A 13665-nucleotide genomic window follows, 5' to 3' on the forward strand; every position below is an offset into this window, starting at 1 on the left:
ATTTCCCCCGCCGGGCATATCGGAGGATGACGGCAAACATGACGAGGGCGCACCAATGACAGGCAGCATGGCGGACGCGGCGATCCACGAAGCGCCTCCCGGCGAAAACGGGGGCGATCGCGAATTCGCGCTGTCGGCGGTTCCCGCCGCGGCGACCGCGCCGTCCTACAAGATCGGCGTCGTCCTGCTGGGCGCGAACATCTCGCTGCCCACATTGGTGATGGGCGGCGAACTGGGCGTGAAGCTGGGCTTCGACGCGACGGTGACCGCCTGTATCTGGGCGGGCATGATCCTGGCGCTGCTGGCGGGCACCTGCGCCTATGTCGGCGCGCGATCGCGGCTCACCACCTATGTCATGATCATCCGCGCCTTCGGGCAACGCGGCGGAGAGATCATCAACCTGCTGCTCGCCATGTCGGCGATCGGCTGGTTCGGCGTCGTCGTCGTGCTGTTCGCCGAAACCATGATCCGGATGACCCAGGCATCGGCGCTCTTCGCCAGTCCGTCGCTCTGGGTGATCTCGGGCAGCATATTGATGGCCTACACCACCATCGTCGGCTTTCGCGCGCTCGATATCCTGTCGAACATCATGCTTCCGCTGAAGCTGGGCCTGATCGTCTGGGCGCTGGCGGTCGCGATCCGCACATACGGCACCGGCTTCACCGAACCGATGGCGGGCGCAGTGCTGATGGACGAGAAGACCGCCGTCTCCTTCATCGTCGGCGGCTGGGTGGTCGGCGCGATCATCGCCCCCGATTTCTCGCGGTTCGCGCGCAGCCCGGTGGGCGTGGGCCTCGCCTGCGCCTTCGCGCTGGGCGTCGGCTATCCGCTCGTCCTGCTCGGATCCTCGGTGCCCGCGATCCTGACGGGGGAAAAGGACATGCTGATGACGATGGGCGCGCTCGGCATGGGCTTCGCCGCGCTGTCGATCATCATGCTGGCATCGTGGACCAACGGCGCCACCAATCTCTATTGCGCATCGCTGATGCTCTCCACCGTGTTCCGGCGGTTCAGCCGCAAGGCGCTCGTCTGGCTCTCCTGCGTGCTCGGCCTCGTGCTCGGGCTTGCCGGCATCACCGATCAGATCGTGCCCTATCTGGTGCTGCTGAGCGCGGTCGTGCCGCCGATCGCCGGCGTCTACCTGCCGCGCTTCTTTCTCGACCAGCATCCCGGAGACGCGCCGCTGGCCGATGCGGACTGGCAGCCCGGCGCCATCGCCGCGCTGCTGCTGGGCATCGCCGCCGCCGCGATCGGCCATTTCCATGGCGGCTGGCTGACCGGGCTGGTCGCGATCGATTCGCTGCTGGTGAGCAGCCTCAGCTATCTCGCCTTCGAATGGATCCGCCGCGCCGCCGCGCGCCGCGCCACGGCGCGGGCCTGATCGTCGGGCCCGGCCATTCGCGCCGGCCCCATATCCCGATATTTCAAGAGACTGGAGACCGGAATGAACATCGAGCTTGAGGATCTGGACGCGCTGAGCATCGGCGCGGCCATTCTGGGTACGGGCGGCGGCGGCGATCCCTATATCGGGCGGCTCGCGCTCCAGAACCTGATCGAACGAACGGGGCCGCCCAGCGTGATCGAACTCGACGATCTTGCCGACGATGCCTTTGTGATCACCGTCGGCATGTCCGGATCGCCATCGGTCATGCTCGAAAAACTGGTCGATCACAGCTTCGGGGACGCGGCGCTGCGGCGGTTCGAGCGGCTGGTGGGCCGCCGCGCCGATGCCGTGATGCCCGTGGAGATCGGCGGGCTCAATTCGCTGATCCCGCTGATGACATCGTGCCTCACCCGCCTGCCCGTGATCAACGGGGACGGCATGGGCCGTGCCTTCCCGACGCTCGATCGCACCAGCTTCGGCATTGCCGGCATTTCCGCCTTTCCCGTCGTCACCGTCAACGAACGCGCCGAGGTGGCGATCGTCGAGGCGAGCAGCCATGAACGCGGCGAACGGATCGCCCGCAGCGCGCTCGTCGCGATGGGCGCGTCCGGAAGCTGCGCCTTTTATCCGATGACGGGGCGAGAGGCGAAGCAGACCGCGGTCAAGGGCACATTGTCGCTCGCCCTCGCGCTCGGCCGCGCGGTGGAGGCATCGCGCGCCGTCAAGGCAGATCCGTTCGAAGCGATCCTCGGCGTCGCCGCCGCCGCCAGCCCGCCGATCGAGGGGCGGTTGCTGTTCCAGGGCAAGATCAGCGATATCAGCCGCCAGACGGTGGGCGGCTACAATATCGGCTCGGGCATTCTCTCGCCGGTCGACGGGGGAGAGGAAGCAAGCTTCTCCTTCCAGAACGAATTCACGCATATCCGCCAGGGGGAGCGGCTTCTCGCCGTCGTGCCCGATCTCATCAGTTTTCTCGACAGCGAGACGGCGCAGCCCATCACCTGCGAAACCATCCGCTACGGCCAGCGCGTCACTGTCATGGGTTTCTCCGCCGCGCCGCATTTCCGCACGCCCGACGGGCTGGCGGTGACCGGCCCCGCCTCTTTCGGCCTGGCCGACGATTATGTGCCGATCGAAACGCTCAATCCCCCGGTGGCCGGGCACGCGGCGGCCCCGGCATGACGCGCATTGCGCGATCGCCCGCGCGGCGCCAGTCAGGGCCATGACCAGCCGCCATCTCGTCGATCCCGAACTGCTCGGCCTGCTCGACCGGGAAGACTGGCTCGATCTGGACGCGGCCGCCCTGCCCTCGGCGCGGGCACGGCTCGCGGCGCTGACGGCGGCATCGGCGGCGCCGGGCATCGCACCGGAGGTGGTTCATGTCGCGCGCGGCGATGCGCCGCCGCTGGCGCTGCGCATCTTCCGCCCGCCCGCCCCCGCCGCCACGCCATGCCCGGCGGTGTACGAGATCCATGGCGGCGGCTTCGTGCTGGGCAGCGCCGCCATGTCGGATATCGCCAATGCCGCGCGCGCGATCCGCCATGGCTGCGTCGTCGTCTCGGTCGATTACCGGCTGGCGCCAGAAGCGCCGTTCCCCGCGCCGCTGGAGGATTGCCATGCCGGACTTGTCTGGCTGGCGGCGAATGCCGCGATGCTCGCCATCGATCCCGCGCGGATCGTGATCGTCGGCGAAAGCGCGGGCGGCGGGCTGGCGGCCGCGCTCGCGATGCTGGTGCGCGATCGTGGCGGCCCCGCGCCGGCCGGCCAGTTCCTCACCTATCCCATGCTCGATCATCGCACCGGCACCGCTGACGACCCCTATGCCAATCCGGTGACCGGCGAGTTCCGCTGGAACCGGGCATCGAACCGTTTCGGCTGGGCGGCGATGCGCGGCGCGGACGAGATCGCGGCGGCGCGCCTGCCCTGGTTCTCGCCCGCGCGCGCGACCGATCTTGCCGGACTGCCGCCGACATTCATCGCGGTCGGCGCGCTCGACCTGTTCCTGGATGAAGACATGGCCTTTGCCGCCCTGCTCTGGCAGGCGGGCGTCGAAGTGGAGGCGCACGTCTATCCCGGCGCGTTCCACGGCTTCGATCTGGTCGCGGAGGCCGGCGTCGCCCGCCGCTTCCGGCAGGATGCGGATCGCGCGCTCGCCCGCATGCTCGGCGCATCGCTCCACCAGGGCGTCGCCACGGCATGAACGATCGCGGCCCCATCACGATCCTCACCACCGGCGGCACGATCGACAAGGATTATTTCGACGCGCTCAGCGCCTATCATATCACCGGCAGCGCCGCGCCCGCGCTGCTGGCGGCGGCGCGCGTCACCCATCCGTTCGAGATCGTGGAAGTGGCGCGCAAGGACAGTCTGGACCTGACGGACGAAGACCGTAACCGGCTGCGCGACGCCGTCGCGCGCGCGCGCGGCGACCGTGTCGTCATCACCCATGGCACCGATACGATGGCAGCCACCGCGCGGCACCTGGCGCCGGCCGCCGGCAAGACGATCGTGCTGGCCGGCGCCTGGTCCCCCGCCCGCTTCGCGGAGAGCGACGCCCCGTTCAATCTCGGCATGGCTTTCGCCTGCTGCCAGACGGCCCCGCCCGGCATCTATATCGCGATGAACGGCACGGTTTTCCGGGGCGACGAAGCGGTCAAGGATCGCGATCGCGGATCGTTCGTGCCGATCCCCGCGCACGGCGGCTGAACGGCAGCGGCGCGCTCAGCTTTCGTGCAGATGCGCGGCCAGCGTGTCGATATCGGTATTGGTGCCGCAGACGAGGATGCCGACGCGCTTGCCCTCCAGTTCCTCGCGCAGCGGCCCGAGCAGCGCCGCCGTCGCGGCGGCTGCGGCGGGCTCCACTGCCAGCTTCATCTCCTCGAACAGCAGCCGCATCGCCGAACGCATCTCGCCATCGCTCACCTTCGCCAGCGCATCGACATTGTCGCGGCAGAGACCCAGGGTGAAGGTGGCGGAATAGGGCGCGTTCAAACTGTCGGCGATCGTGCTCGGCGACACCGTCGATGCGACGGCGCCCGCCGCGAAGCTGCGATGCATCGCGTCCGATCCTTCCGGCTCGACGCCGTAGACGCGCGTGCCGGGCGAGAAGATCTTGGTCGCGGCGGACATGCCGCCGCACAGCCCGCCGCCGCCGATCGCGATGATCACCGCGTCGAGCCCGGGCGCCTGGCGGCAGAATTCCAGGCCGAGCGTGGCGGATCCCAGCGCCGTGCGGCGCCCTTCGAAGGGATGGACGAAATAGCGCCCTTCCTTGTCCCGGATCTCGTTCGCGATCTCGAAGGCCTGGGTCACATTGTCCGCGACGATCAGTTCCGCGCCGTGCTTGCGGCATTGCGCCATCCGGAACGGGTTGGCGCCGCGCATCATCACCACTTTCGCGGGCGTGCCCATCAGCCGCGCGGCATAGGAGGTGGCGACCGCATGATTGCCCGAGCTGACCGCCGTCACGCCGCGCGCAAGCTCGTCGGGCGAAAGCTGCATGATGTTGTTGAGCGCGCCGCGCAGCTTGAACGATCCGGCGAGCTGGAACAGTTCCAGCTTCAATATCACCTGGGTTCGATCCCCCATGATCGCTTCCAGATCGGGGCCGCGCCAGCGATGCACCGGGGTTTCCGCGATGTGCCCGTCGAGCCGTGCCCGCGTCTCCTCTATCTCCGATGCGGTCAACGCGGGCTCGGCCATGGCGGTCGCGGTCATCGCAATCCTCTCCTGATCATCATATGCCGGGGGAATCGCGGCGAACAGACAGCTACAGCGTGCTGGGCGAAATGTGAATCGCGCAACACGCCGCCACCCCCTGTTGTCGCCTCAGTTCAGCGCGTCGCCCCGTTCAGCCCCGCGCGATCCGGAAATCCCTGCCCTCCGCCAGCCAGGCCAGCCGCTCGTCGCGCAACGCGGACCGGCGCACCTTGCCCGCCTCGTCGCGCAGCGGCGCGTCGGTCGTCTCGTAGCTTTCCGGGCATTTATAGCCGGCGAGCCGCGCCCGCACGAATGCGTCGATTCCGGCCGCCGGCAGGTCCGCCGCCAGTTGCACGATCGCATGGACGCGCGCACCCAGATCGTCGCAGGGCAGCCCCAGCACCACTGCGTCGGCGATGCCGGGATGCTCGATCAGCGCCGCCTCCACCTCGGCCGGATAGATATTGGCGCCGCCGCGCAGGATCATGTCGGTGCGCCGGTCGGACAGGAACAGATAGCCGTCGGCATCGATCCAGCCGAGATCGCCCAGCGACATCCAGCCCTCGCCGTCCAGCCGCGGCTCGGCGCCGATATAGTGAAAGCGCGTCGCGGCCTCGGCGGCGAAGAAGATCTCGCCCACCGTGCCGGGCGGACAGGGCCGGCCCTGCTCGTCGCGGACGCTCAGCGCGCCGTCCGCCGGCTTGCCCACCGATCCCGGCCTGGCGAGCCATTCGGTGCCGGTGATCAGCACCGCCGCCCCCTCGGTTCCCGCATAGAGCTCCAGGATGCGATTGGCGCCCAGCCAGTCGATCCAGGCGCGCTTCAGCCAGGGCGGGCACGGCGCCGCCAGATGCAGCACCGTGCGCAGCGCGGAAAGGTCGTAACGCGCCTTCACCGCATCCGGCAGGCTCCAGATCCGGTGCATCATCGTCGGCACCATGCACACCCATTCCACCCGCTCTTCCGCGATCAGGCGCAGCGCCGCCTCAGCATCGAAACGGTCCATGCCCACCACGCGCGTGCCCGCGAGCAGCGCCAGGCTGGTGAACAGGAACGGCGCATTGTGATAAAGCGGCCCGGGATTGAGCATCACCCCGCCCCGCGGCATGCCCGTCAGCGCGACGATCCCCTCCAGCCGCTCGCCGAACCGCGCCTCGGCATGATCGACGATCAGCTTGGGCCGGCCGGTCGATCCGCCGCTGGTGACCGCCTTCCAATGCGCGGCCGCCAGATCGGGCGGCAGATCGGATGGCGGATCGACGGACACATCGCCGGCATCGGCCGCGATCCCGATCACGCCGCCCACGCCAGCTCCGCCGTCACTCACGATCAGGCGCGGCGCCGCCAGCTCCACGATCTGCGCGAATTCATGCTCCGGCAGCCGCGTCGGCAGGATGCAGGGCGTCGCCCCCGCCCGCCACGCCGCAAAGCTCGCCACATGATGATCCACGCCGTTGGGCAATGCCACGCCCACCAGATCGTCGGGCCGCACGCCCGCCGCGATCATCCGCCGCGCCAGCGCCGCCGTCCGCGCCTCCAGCACCGTCCAGCTCAGCGTGCCGCCCGGATAGGCGATCGCGATCTCCGCGCCGCGCGCATCGGCATGATCGCGCAGCACCGCGCCGAAACTCCGCACCATCACAAATCCCCCGTCCAGATCGGCGGCGTCCGCCGATGCCATTCCACCGCCGCCTCCAGTTGCAGGCCCAGCGCCAGCAGCAGCGCCTCCCCGCCCGGCCGCGTCGCGAACTGCATGCCCACGGGCAGGCCGTTGTCACTGAACCCCATCGGCAGGCTGATCGCCGGCGTGCCCGCGAAATTGTCGATCCAGCAATAGCCGGCATAGTCGATCAGCCCGTCGCGCTGGTCGTGCCAGGCGATATCGGGCCCGAACACGCCGATGCGCGGCGCTTCGGTTCTCACCGTCGGCGTCATCCAGATATCGATCGTCCCCAGCCGGTTCAGATAAGCGGCGACCACAGCCTCCATCGCGGCCCAGGACGCGGCATAGCGATCGTCGTCGATCGCCTTGCCCGCCGCGATCAGGGTCACCGATCGATGCTCGAGCGCCGCGGGATCGACGGTGATGCCGATCTGCTGCGAAAGCATGCCCAGCCGGCGCGTGAACATGCCCTCGGTGATGTCGCGCAACAGCCCGATCGCATGTGGGCCGTCGAAGGGCAGCGCCGCATCGGACACGAGATGGCCGAGCCGCCCGAGCAGCGAGACCGTATCGGCGAAGACGCGCCGCACCGCCGGATCGGGTAGCTCGCCCGTCCGCATCACCCGGCCATAGGCATGGATGGTCAGGCGCTGCTCCACCGGCGTCGTCACCGGCGGCATCGGCGGCAGGCAATCGGGATCGTGCGTCTGCGTCGCTTCCAGCCAGCGCGCGGTATCGCCCACCGTGCGGCTGACACAGCCATTCACCGTCAGGTCGGTGATCGCGCGGAACGCTTCCTCCCCCGCATTGCGCCGGCGCGAGGGCTTCAGCCCCACCAGCCCGCACGGCGCCGCGCCATGGCGGATCGATCCCAGCCCGTCGCTGGCATGCGCCACCGGCACCACCCCCGCCGCCACCGCCGCCGCCCCGCCGCCGGAGGAGCCGCCGGGCGTATGATCCGGGTTCCACGGATTGCGCGTGATCCCCGTCAGCGGCGATTCGGTGACCGCGTTGAGCCCCAGTTCGGGCATGGTCGAACGTGCGATCGAGATCGGCCCCGCCGCATCGATCGCGCGGGCATAGGGCGCATCGTCGGGCGCGATGAAGTCGCGCAGTGCGGCGCAGCCGAAGCTGGCCGGCAGCCCCTTTTCGGGCAGCATATCCTTGATCAGCGTCGGAATGCCGGCCAGCGGCCCGGGACGCGGCGCCGACGCCTGGGCGCGCGCGCGATCGAAATTCGGCCATGCGATGAAATTGAGTTGCGGATTGGCCGCCTCGGCGCGCGCGATCGCACGCTCCACCAGCATAGCGGGCGTCGTGCGGCCCGCGTCGAGCGCGGCCAGCATGCCGGCCATATCGGTTATGCCGTGCGGTCGATCGGGGTGCGATATCGTCATGCGTGGTTCCCTGTTACGTCGAATCCCATGGCCCGGACGGTCGCGGCGAAAGGCCGCCGGGCGAGCGAGACCAGCAGCGCCGCGACGACCAGCGATGGGATGCTGACGATCGCGATCGCATACAGCATGCCGCGCGGGCCCGCGATCGCGCCCGAAAGCGCGCCGATCGCCAGCGGAGAGAGCGCCATCGCCAGCGCGTTGAAGATGCCGAGCAGCGACAGCACGCGCGATCGCAGGTGCGACGGCGACAGATCCTGGAGGATGCCGGGCATCAGCGCCGATCCGGCGACGCCCGCCGCCCCCTGCAGCGCGGCGACGGCATAGGCCTGGAAGGGCGTCGCGGCGAAGGGCAGGAACAGCGCGGGCAAAGGCGCCATCCAGAAAAAGACGCTCGCCGCCCGGATCGGCGAGATCCCGCCCGCGCGCCGCGCCAGACCGATCAGCATGCCCGGCAGGAACACGCCGATCGCGGTGGCGGCGGTCACGGCGGTGCCCAGCCCCACGCCGACGCTCGCGGGATCGACGCCGAAGGCGCGTGGCAGCGCGATCGGATACCACACCAGTCCGGCCATCATCGCCACCCCCATCGCGAAGATCGCACCGAACACGCCGCCCAATGTGCGCCAATGCGCCCGCGCATAGGGCAGGAAACCGGCCGCCGCATCGTCCACCCCTACGGCCGGCCCCATGGGCGCCCCCATAGTCGACGGGGCGGCATGCGCGCGCAGCGGCATCGTCGCCACCAGCAGCAGGAACAGCGGCCCCGGCAGCGCGATCGCGACCATCGCGATCCGCCAGCTGTCTATGCCCGCCAGCCACGCCGGCAGGCTGGCGGGGGACGCCGCCAGCCATTGCAGCATCGCCCCGCCCAGCGCCATGCCGATGCCCGTGCCGAACAGCGATCCGCCATAGAAGATCAGGTTCGCGGCGTTGCGCTTGCGTTCGGGAAACAGGTCCGGGATCATCGCATAGACGATCGGTGCCAGCCCCGCCTCGCCGATGGCGATGCCGATCGTACCCGCGAACAGCCCGCCGAAACTGTCCTGGAACGCGCAGAAAAATGTGGCGAGAGACCAGATGCCGACGCCGATCGCCAGCAGCAGCCGGCGCCCGTAACGGTCCGCCAGCCATCCCATCGGATAGCTGGCGACGCAGGCGAAGATCGCCATGCCCAGCCCCTGGAGCATGCCGATCTGGAAATCGCTGAAATGGAGCGACGCCTGCAGCCCCGGCGCGATCAGGCTCAGCATCTGGCGGATCACCAGTGCGAACAGGGTCGTCATCAGCAGCACGCCCAGGCCGTACCAGGCCCAGCCGAGGCCGCCGGACGATTCGCCCTCCATTGCCTGGCCGTCCCCCCGTCCATCCGTGGCCACCGCGATTGCCCTGTCCATATCCACTCTCCCGCGCTGGCGCCGCCTTGCCCGGCGTCGCGATATGCCATCTAATAAACAAGTTGACTTTATTGTAAAGTGAGCAGATGACTCGGGCCATGATCGGCACAGGCACAGGCCTGCGGCGTTTCCGTTCCGGCTTGATGGAGTTCGGTCGATGGCATTTTCGGTTCGCGCGTCCCTCGAACAATTCTCGCTGCCCCACCCGTCGGGCGAAGGGCAGCTCAGGATCAGCGTCGCCGCGCCGGCGGCGCTGCCCGCGGACGGCGCGGTGCCCATCGTCTACGTCACCGATGGCGATCTGCTGTTCGGCATGGCGGCGGAGATCGGGCGCGCGGTCTCGAGCGTCGCGGGCTTTCCCGCCCATTATGTCGTCGGCATCGGCTATGATGCGGGCCATGCCGAATTCCTGAAGCTGCGCACCGCCGATCTGACACCGCCGATCGGCGCGGAGGCGCTGGCGGCATTGGGCGCGATCGGCACCGCGATCGGCGGCGATCGCAATGGCGGCGCCGATGCCTTTCTCGCCTTCCTCACCGATACGTTGCGCGCCGAGATCGCGGCGCGCTATCCGCGCACCATGGCGGGCGAACAGATCCTGTTCGGCCATTCGCTGGGTGGCCTGTTCGCCGCCCATGCGCTGCTCACCCGGCCGGACAGCTTCTCCGCCTTCATCGTCAGCAGCCCCTCGCTCTGGTGGGACGGCTTTTCGATCCTCGCCCGCCTGCCCGGCTTCCGCGCGCGCCTGGCGGCGCTGCCGCGCCAGCCGCGCGTCTTCGTCGATGTCGGCGCGCACGAACAGGATATGCCCGCCAGCGTGCCCGACGGCCTCGGCGTCTCGCTGGAGGAAGCACAGGCGCAGATCCGCGCCGCGCGCATGGTCGACGCCGCCCGCGAATTCGCCGATGCGCTCGCCGACGCAGGCCTCGCCCGGATCCGCTACATCGCCTTCGCCGAGGACGACCACGTCTCCGCCGCCCCCGCCGCCATCCTCCACGGCATGCGCTTCGCGCTGGGGCATGGAGCGTGACACACAGGAAACACCCTCTCCTCCCCATCGCCGATGGGGAGGAGAGGGAGACGGCCTCAAACAAGAAACCGGATCAGGAGAGGACCCCCATCATGCGCCATCTGAAGCAGCTCTGCCTCGGCACCGCTCTCGCCGCCGTCATCGCCGCGCCCGCCGCCGCGCAAGAGGTGGAGGCCGGCACCAGCGACGAGATCGTCGTCACCGCGCAGAAGCGCAGCCAGACGTTGATCGACGTGCCGCAATCGGTCTCGGTCGTCACCGGCGACACGCTGGAACGGCAGGGCGCGACCAGTTTCGCCGATTATCTGAAGAACGTCCCCAGCCTCCAGCTCGTGCAGGACACGCCGGGCCAGGGGCGGCTGGTGCTGCGCGGCGTCAACACCGGCGGCGTCGCCTCCACCGTCGCGGTCTATGTCGATGAAACGCCCTTCGGATCCAGCACCGGCCTTGCCAACGGCGCGATCCTGGCCGGCGATTTCGATGCCTTCGATGTCGATCGCATAGAGGTGCTGCGCGGGCCGCAGGGCACGCTCTACGGCGCCAGCTCGCTCGGCGGCGTGCTCAAGTTCGTCACCAACGAACCGAGCACCGCCGGGTTCGAGGGCAAGCTGCTCGGCGGCGTCGAATTCACCGATGGCGGCGATGCCAGCTATCGCGGCGCCGCGATGATCAATCTTCCGCTGGGCCACACGCTGGCGCTGCGCGCCTCGGGATCATGGCGCAGGCAGGGCGGCTATATCGATTCCATCGGCACCGCCGGATCCAGTGTGCGGCGCAACATCAACGATTTCGACACTTATGGCGGCCGCGCCTCGCTGCTCTGGAAGCCGGATGACGCGCTCAGCATCCGCCTGAGCGCGCTCGTCCAGAACCTGAACGTCGACGCGCCGAGCGTGGTGGAGGCCGATGCGGCGACGCTCAGGCCGCTTTACGGCGGCCTCACCCAATCCGAATATCTGCCGACCTTCAGCAATGTGAAATACCGGCTCTACAACGCCACCATCGCCTATGATTTCAGCGGCGCCACCCTCACCTCCGCCACCAGCTATGGCGAGCAGCTCCAGTCGTTCCGCGCCGACTATACCGCCAATCTCGGCGCGGTGCTCGGCGGCCCCTATGTCTATTTCGATCAGCTCACCCAGAACCGCAAATGGACGCAGGAACTGCGCCTCGCCTCCAATGGCGGCCGGATCGACTGGCTCGTCGGCGGCTATTACACGCATGAAAAGGCGCGGATCTTCCAGAACCTGAAAAGCGCGGTGCCCGGCACCCCGGGCACGCTGACGCCGATCGACCTGCCCTACAAGCTCGCGGTCTACGACCTCGCGTCGCGCTACGAGGAATTCGCGGGCTTCGCCAATGCGACGCTGCATCTCTCGTCCCGCTTCGATATCGATTTCGGCGGCCGCTACAGCCACAACCGCCAGCGCGCCGACCAGACCACCGATGGCGTGCTGCTGGGCAGTTCGGTGATCGGCGATCTCAAATCGTCGGACAATGTCTTCACCTGGTCGGTCGCGCCCAAATTCAAGCTGGGCGATCGCGCCTCGCTCTACGCGCGCGTCGCCAAGGGCTATCGCCCGGGCGGCCCCAATGTGATCCCGATCGGGTCGCCGCCGGGCACCCCCACCAGCTTCGATCCCGATACCGTCACCAGCTATGAAATCGGCTTCAAGGGCGACACGGCGGATCGCAGCGCATCGATCGAGGCGTCGCTCTACCATATCGACTGGAGCGACATCCAGCTCGCCGCCGTCGTCAACGGCTTCGGCGTCAATGTGAACGGCGCGGGCGCGAAGATCGACGGGGCGGAAGTGGTGGCGACGCTGCGGCCGATCACCGGGCTCACGACCGCGATCAACTTCACCTACACCGACGCCCGGCTCAGCGGCGATACCGATCCGCTGGTGGTGGGCGCGGTGAAGGGCGATCCCCTGCCCTTCAGCCCGCGCCATGCCGTCAGCGTGAATGCCGATTATCGCTGGGCGCTGGGATCGGGGGCGAGCGCGTCGATCGGCGGATCGATCCGGTCGCTGTCGCGCCAGCGCGGCACCTATGATCCCGTCTATCTCGCCAGCTATGGCCATTTCCCCCGGATCCGCGCCTATGAACTGGTCGATCTGCGCGCCGGGCTGGATTTCGGTGGCTATGCGATCAACGCCTATGTCAGCAACCTCACCAATGCGCGCGGCATCACCGCCACCCAGGGGCTGACGGGCGTGGCCGGGCTGCCCCGCTATCCCAACGCCGCGCTCGGCACCGGTGTGGTCCGCCCGCGCACGATCGGCATTAACCTCACCATGGGTTTCTGAACATGAACCGTCATCGCGAGGGGCGCAGCCCCGCGGCGATCCAATGCCGGGAACATGCCCGATCCCCGATCGGGGAACACGCGCCGTGCTTTTAAGGTCTGGACCGCCGACCGCCGCTGTCGCAGATGATGCGAGCATGACGACAGCCGCGAAACGCCCCAGACGCAGCCAGGCCGATCGCAGCGCCGCCACCCGGGCCAAGGTGCTGGCGGCGGCGCGCGATATCCTGTGCGCACAGGGCTATTCGGGCGCCACCATGCACGCGATCCGCGACGCGACGGGCATGAGCCTGGGGGCGATCCAGCATCAATTCCCCACCAAGGCGAAGATCATGGCGGCGGTGGCCGCCGAATTCTCGGCCTATCGCACCCATGTCTATACCGATGCGATCCGGCGCGGCACCACGCCCCGGCAATCGATGGAAAATCTGATCGACGCCAATTTCGAGATGGTCCGCCGCCCCGAAATGGCGGCCGTGCTCGAAATTCACCTGGCCCGCCGCAACGATCCCGATCTCGATCAGGAAGTCGGCCCCAGCACCCGCCGCTTCGATCGCCGCGTGCGGCTATGGGGCCATCTGATCCTCAGCGCCGCCGGCATCGACAACGACCGCGCCTATCAAAGCCTGCAACTGCTCAACAACGCCGTCACGCGCGGCCTGACCGTCGAATTCATCCGCAATCCGGACATGGCCCTGATCGACCGCTCGATCGCGATCTGGAAAACGCAGATGCTGGAACTGGTGTTCGGGCGGTGAACCGGCCTGCCGCGAGCCTTGCTGAGAGT

11 protein-coding genes are annotated in these 13665 nt (G+C 68.6%); 7 read left to right on the forward strand and 4 right to left on the reverse strand.

The genetic code is table 11. The features are described 5' to 3' along the window. The first annotated feature begins 55 nt into the window (after positions 1-55). The 4 genes from K7G82_RS21735 to K7G82_RS21750 all read left to right on the forward strand — a co-directional run bounded on the left by K7G82_RS21735 (position 56) and on the right by K7G82_RS21750 (position 4090). On the forward strand, positions 56-1381 hold the full coding sequence (locus K7G82_RS21735) for a cytosine permease (RefSeq protein WP_222992052.1): 1326 nt from the start codon (positions 56-58) through the stop codon (positions 1379-1381). A 63-nt stretch (positions 1382-1444) separates the two neighbouring features. Further along, positions 1445-2566 carry an S-methyl thiohydantoin desulfurase family protein gene (locus tag K7G82_RS21740; protein ID WP_222992053.1) on the forward strand — a complete coding sequence of 374 codons (1122 nt, stop codon included), beginning with the start codon at positions 1445-1447 and terminating at the stop codon, positions 2564-2566. 40 nt (positions 2567-2606) lie between these two features. After that, positions 2607-3584, forward strand: a complete 978-nt coding sequence (locus K7G82_RS21745) for an alpha/beta hydrolase (RefSeq protein ID WP_222992054.1) — start codon at positions 2607-2609, stop codon at positions 3582-3584. Then, on the forward strand, positions 3581-4090 hold the full coding sequence (locus K7G82_RS21750) for an asparaginase domain-containing protein (RefSeq protein ID WP_222992055.1): 510 nt from the start codon (positions 3581-3583) through the stop codon (positions 4088-4090). Before K7G82_RS21745 ends, K7G82_RS21750 begins: the two co-directional genes overlap by 4 nt. A 15-nt stretch (positions 4091-4105) precedes the next feature. Here K7G82_RS21750 and K7G82_RS21755 read toward each other — a convergent pair whose 3' ends face one another. The 4 genes from K7G82_RS21755 to K7G82_RS21770 all read right to left on the reverse strand — a co-directional run bounded on the left by K7G82_RS21755 (position 4106) and on the right by K7G82_RS21770 (position 9537). Next, a complete protein-coding gene (locus K7G82_RS21755) occupies positions 4106-5101 on the reverse strand; it encodes a threonine/serine dehydratase family protein (protein WP_246623786.1) in 996 nt (331 codons plus the stop codon). Positions 5102-5234: 133 nt separating this feature from the next. Continuing rightward, entirely contained in the window at positions 5235-6764 is a 1530-nt protein-coding gene (locus K7G82_RS21760; protein ID WP_222992056.1) for an AMP-binding protein, read from the reverse strand. After that, positions 6722-8143 (reverse strand): amidase, encoded by a 1422-nt coding sequence (locus K7G82_RS21765; protein ID WP_222992057.1) that lies wholly within the window; start codon positions 8141-8143, stop codon positions 6722-6724. Before K7G82_RS21765 ends, K7G82_RS21760 begins: the two co-directional genes overlap by 43 nt. Next, the gene (locus K7G82_RS21770; RefSeq protein WP_222992058.1) at positions 8140-9537 is read right to left on the reverse strand and encodes an MFS transporter; all 1398 of its coding nucleotides are present in this window, start codon (positions 9535-9537) and stop codon (positions 8140-8142) included. The genes K7G82_RS21765 and K7G82_RS21770 overlap by 4 nt, the downstream gene beginning before the upstream one ends. A 157-nt stretch (positions 9538-9694) precedes the next feature. Between K7G82_RS21770 and K7G82_RS21775 the strand changes: the two genes are divergently transcribed. From K7G82_RS21775 to K7G82_RS21785, 3 genes are all read left to right on the forward strand, one after another. Beyond that, entirely contained in the window at positions 9695-10567 is an 873-nt protein-coding gene (locus tag K7G82_RS21775) for an alpha/beta hydrolase (protein ID WP_222992059.1), read from the forward strand. A 92-nt stretch (positions 10568-10659) separates the two neighbouring features. Then, positions 10660-12879 carry a TonB-dependent receptor gene (locus tag K7G82_RS21780; protein WP_222992060.1) on the forward strand — a complete coding sequence of 740 codons (2220 nt, stop codon included), beginning with the start codon at positions 10660-10662 and terminating at the stop codon, positions 12877-12879. Positions 12880-13015: 136 nt separating this feature from the next. Continuing rightward, positions 13016-13636: a TetR/AcrR family transcriptional regulator gene (locus K7G82_RS21785; RefSeq protein WP_222992061.1), complete on the forward strand. Its 621-nt coding sequence runs from the start codon at positions 13016-13018 to the stop codon at positions 13634-13636. The last annotated feature ends 29 nt before the right edge of the window (positions 13637-13665 follow it).

Origin of the sequence: Sphingomonas colocasiae, from assembly GCF_019880585.1 — a bacterium.
Taxonomy (GTDB): domain Bacteria; phylum Pseudomonadota; class Alphaproteobacteria; order Sphingomonadales; family Sphingomonadaceae; genus Sphingobium_A; species Sphingobium_A colocasiae.

What these genes read in the sequence shown, in the direction of transcription:
- K7G82_RS21760 (WP_222992056.1), bottom strand. Translation starts at nt 6,764, where the DNA reads ATGGCATCGGCGGACGCCGCCGATCTGGACGGGGGATTTGTGATGGTG.
- K7G82_RS21780 (WP_222992060.1), top strand. Translation starts at nt 10,660, where the DNA reads ATGCGCCATCTGAAGCAGCTCTGCCTCGGCACCGCTCTCGCCGCCGTC.
- K7G82_RS21775 (WP_222992059.1), top strand. Translation starts at nt 9,695, where the DNA reads ATGGCATTTTCGGTTCGCGCGTCCCTCGAACAATTCTCGCTGCCCCAC.
- K7G82_RS21785 (WP_222992061.1), top strand. Translation starts at nt 13,016, where the DNA reads ATGACGACAGCCGCGAAACGCCCCAGACGCAGCCAGGCCGATCGCAGC.
- K7G82_RS21745 (WP_222992054.1), top strand. Translation starts at nt 2,607, where the DNA reads ATGACCAGCCGCCATCTCGTCGATCCCGAACTGCTCGGCCTGCTCGAC.
- K7G82_RS21770 (WP_222992058.1), bottom strand. Translation starts at nt 9,537, where the DNA reads ATGGACAGGGCAATCGCGGTGGCCACGGATGGACGGGGGGACGGCCAG.
- K7G82_RS21755 (WP_246623786.1), bottom strand. Translation starts at nt 5,101, where the DNA reads ATGACCGCGACCGCCATGGCCGAGCCCGCGTTGACCGCATCGGAGATA.
- K7G82_RS21750 (WP_222992055.1), top strand. Translation starts at nt 3,581, where the DNA reads ATGAACGATCGCGGCCCCATCACGATCCTCACCACCGGCGGCACGATC.
- K7G82_RS21740 (WP_222992053.1), top strand. Translation starts at nt 1,445, where the DNA reads ATGAACATCGAGCTTGAGGATCTGGACGCGCTGAGCATCGGCGCGGCC.
- K7G82_RS21765 (WP_222992057.1), bottom strand. Translation starts at nt 8,143, where the DNA reads ATGACGATATCGCACCCCGATCGACCGCACGGCATAACCGATATGGCC.
- K7G82_RS21735 (WP_222992052.1), top strand. Translation starts at nt 56, where the DNA reads ATGACAGGCAGCATGGCGGACGCGGCGATCCACGAAGCGCCTCCCGGC.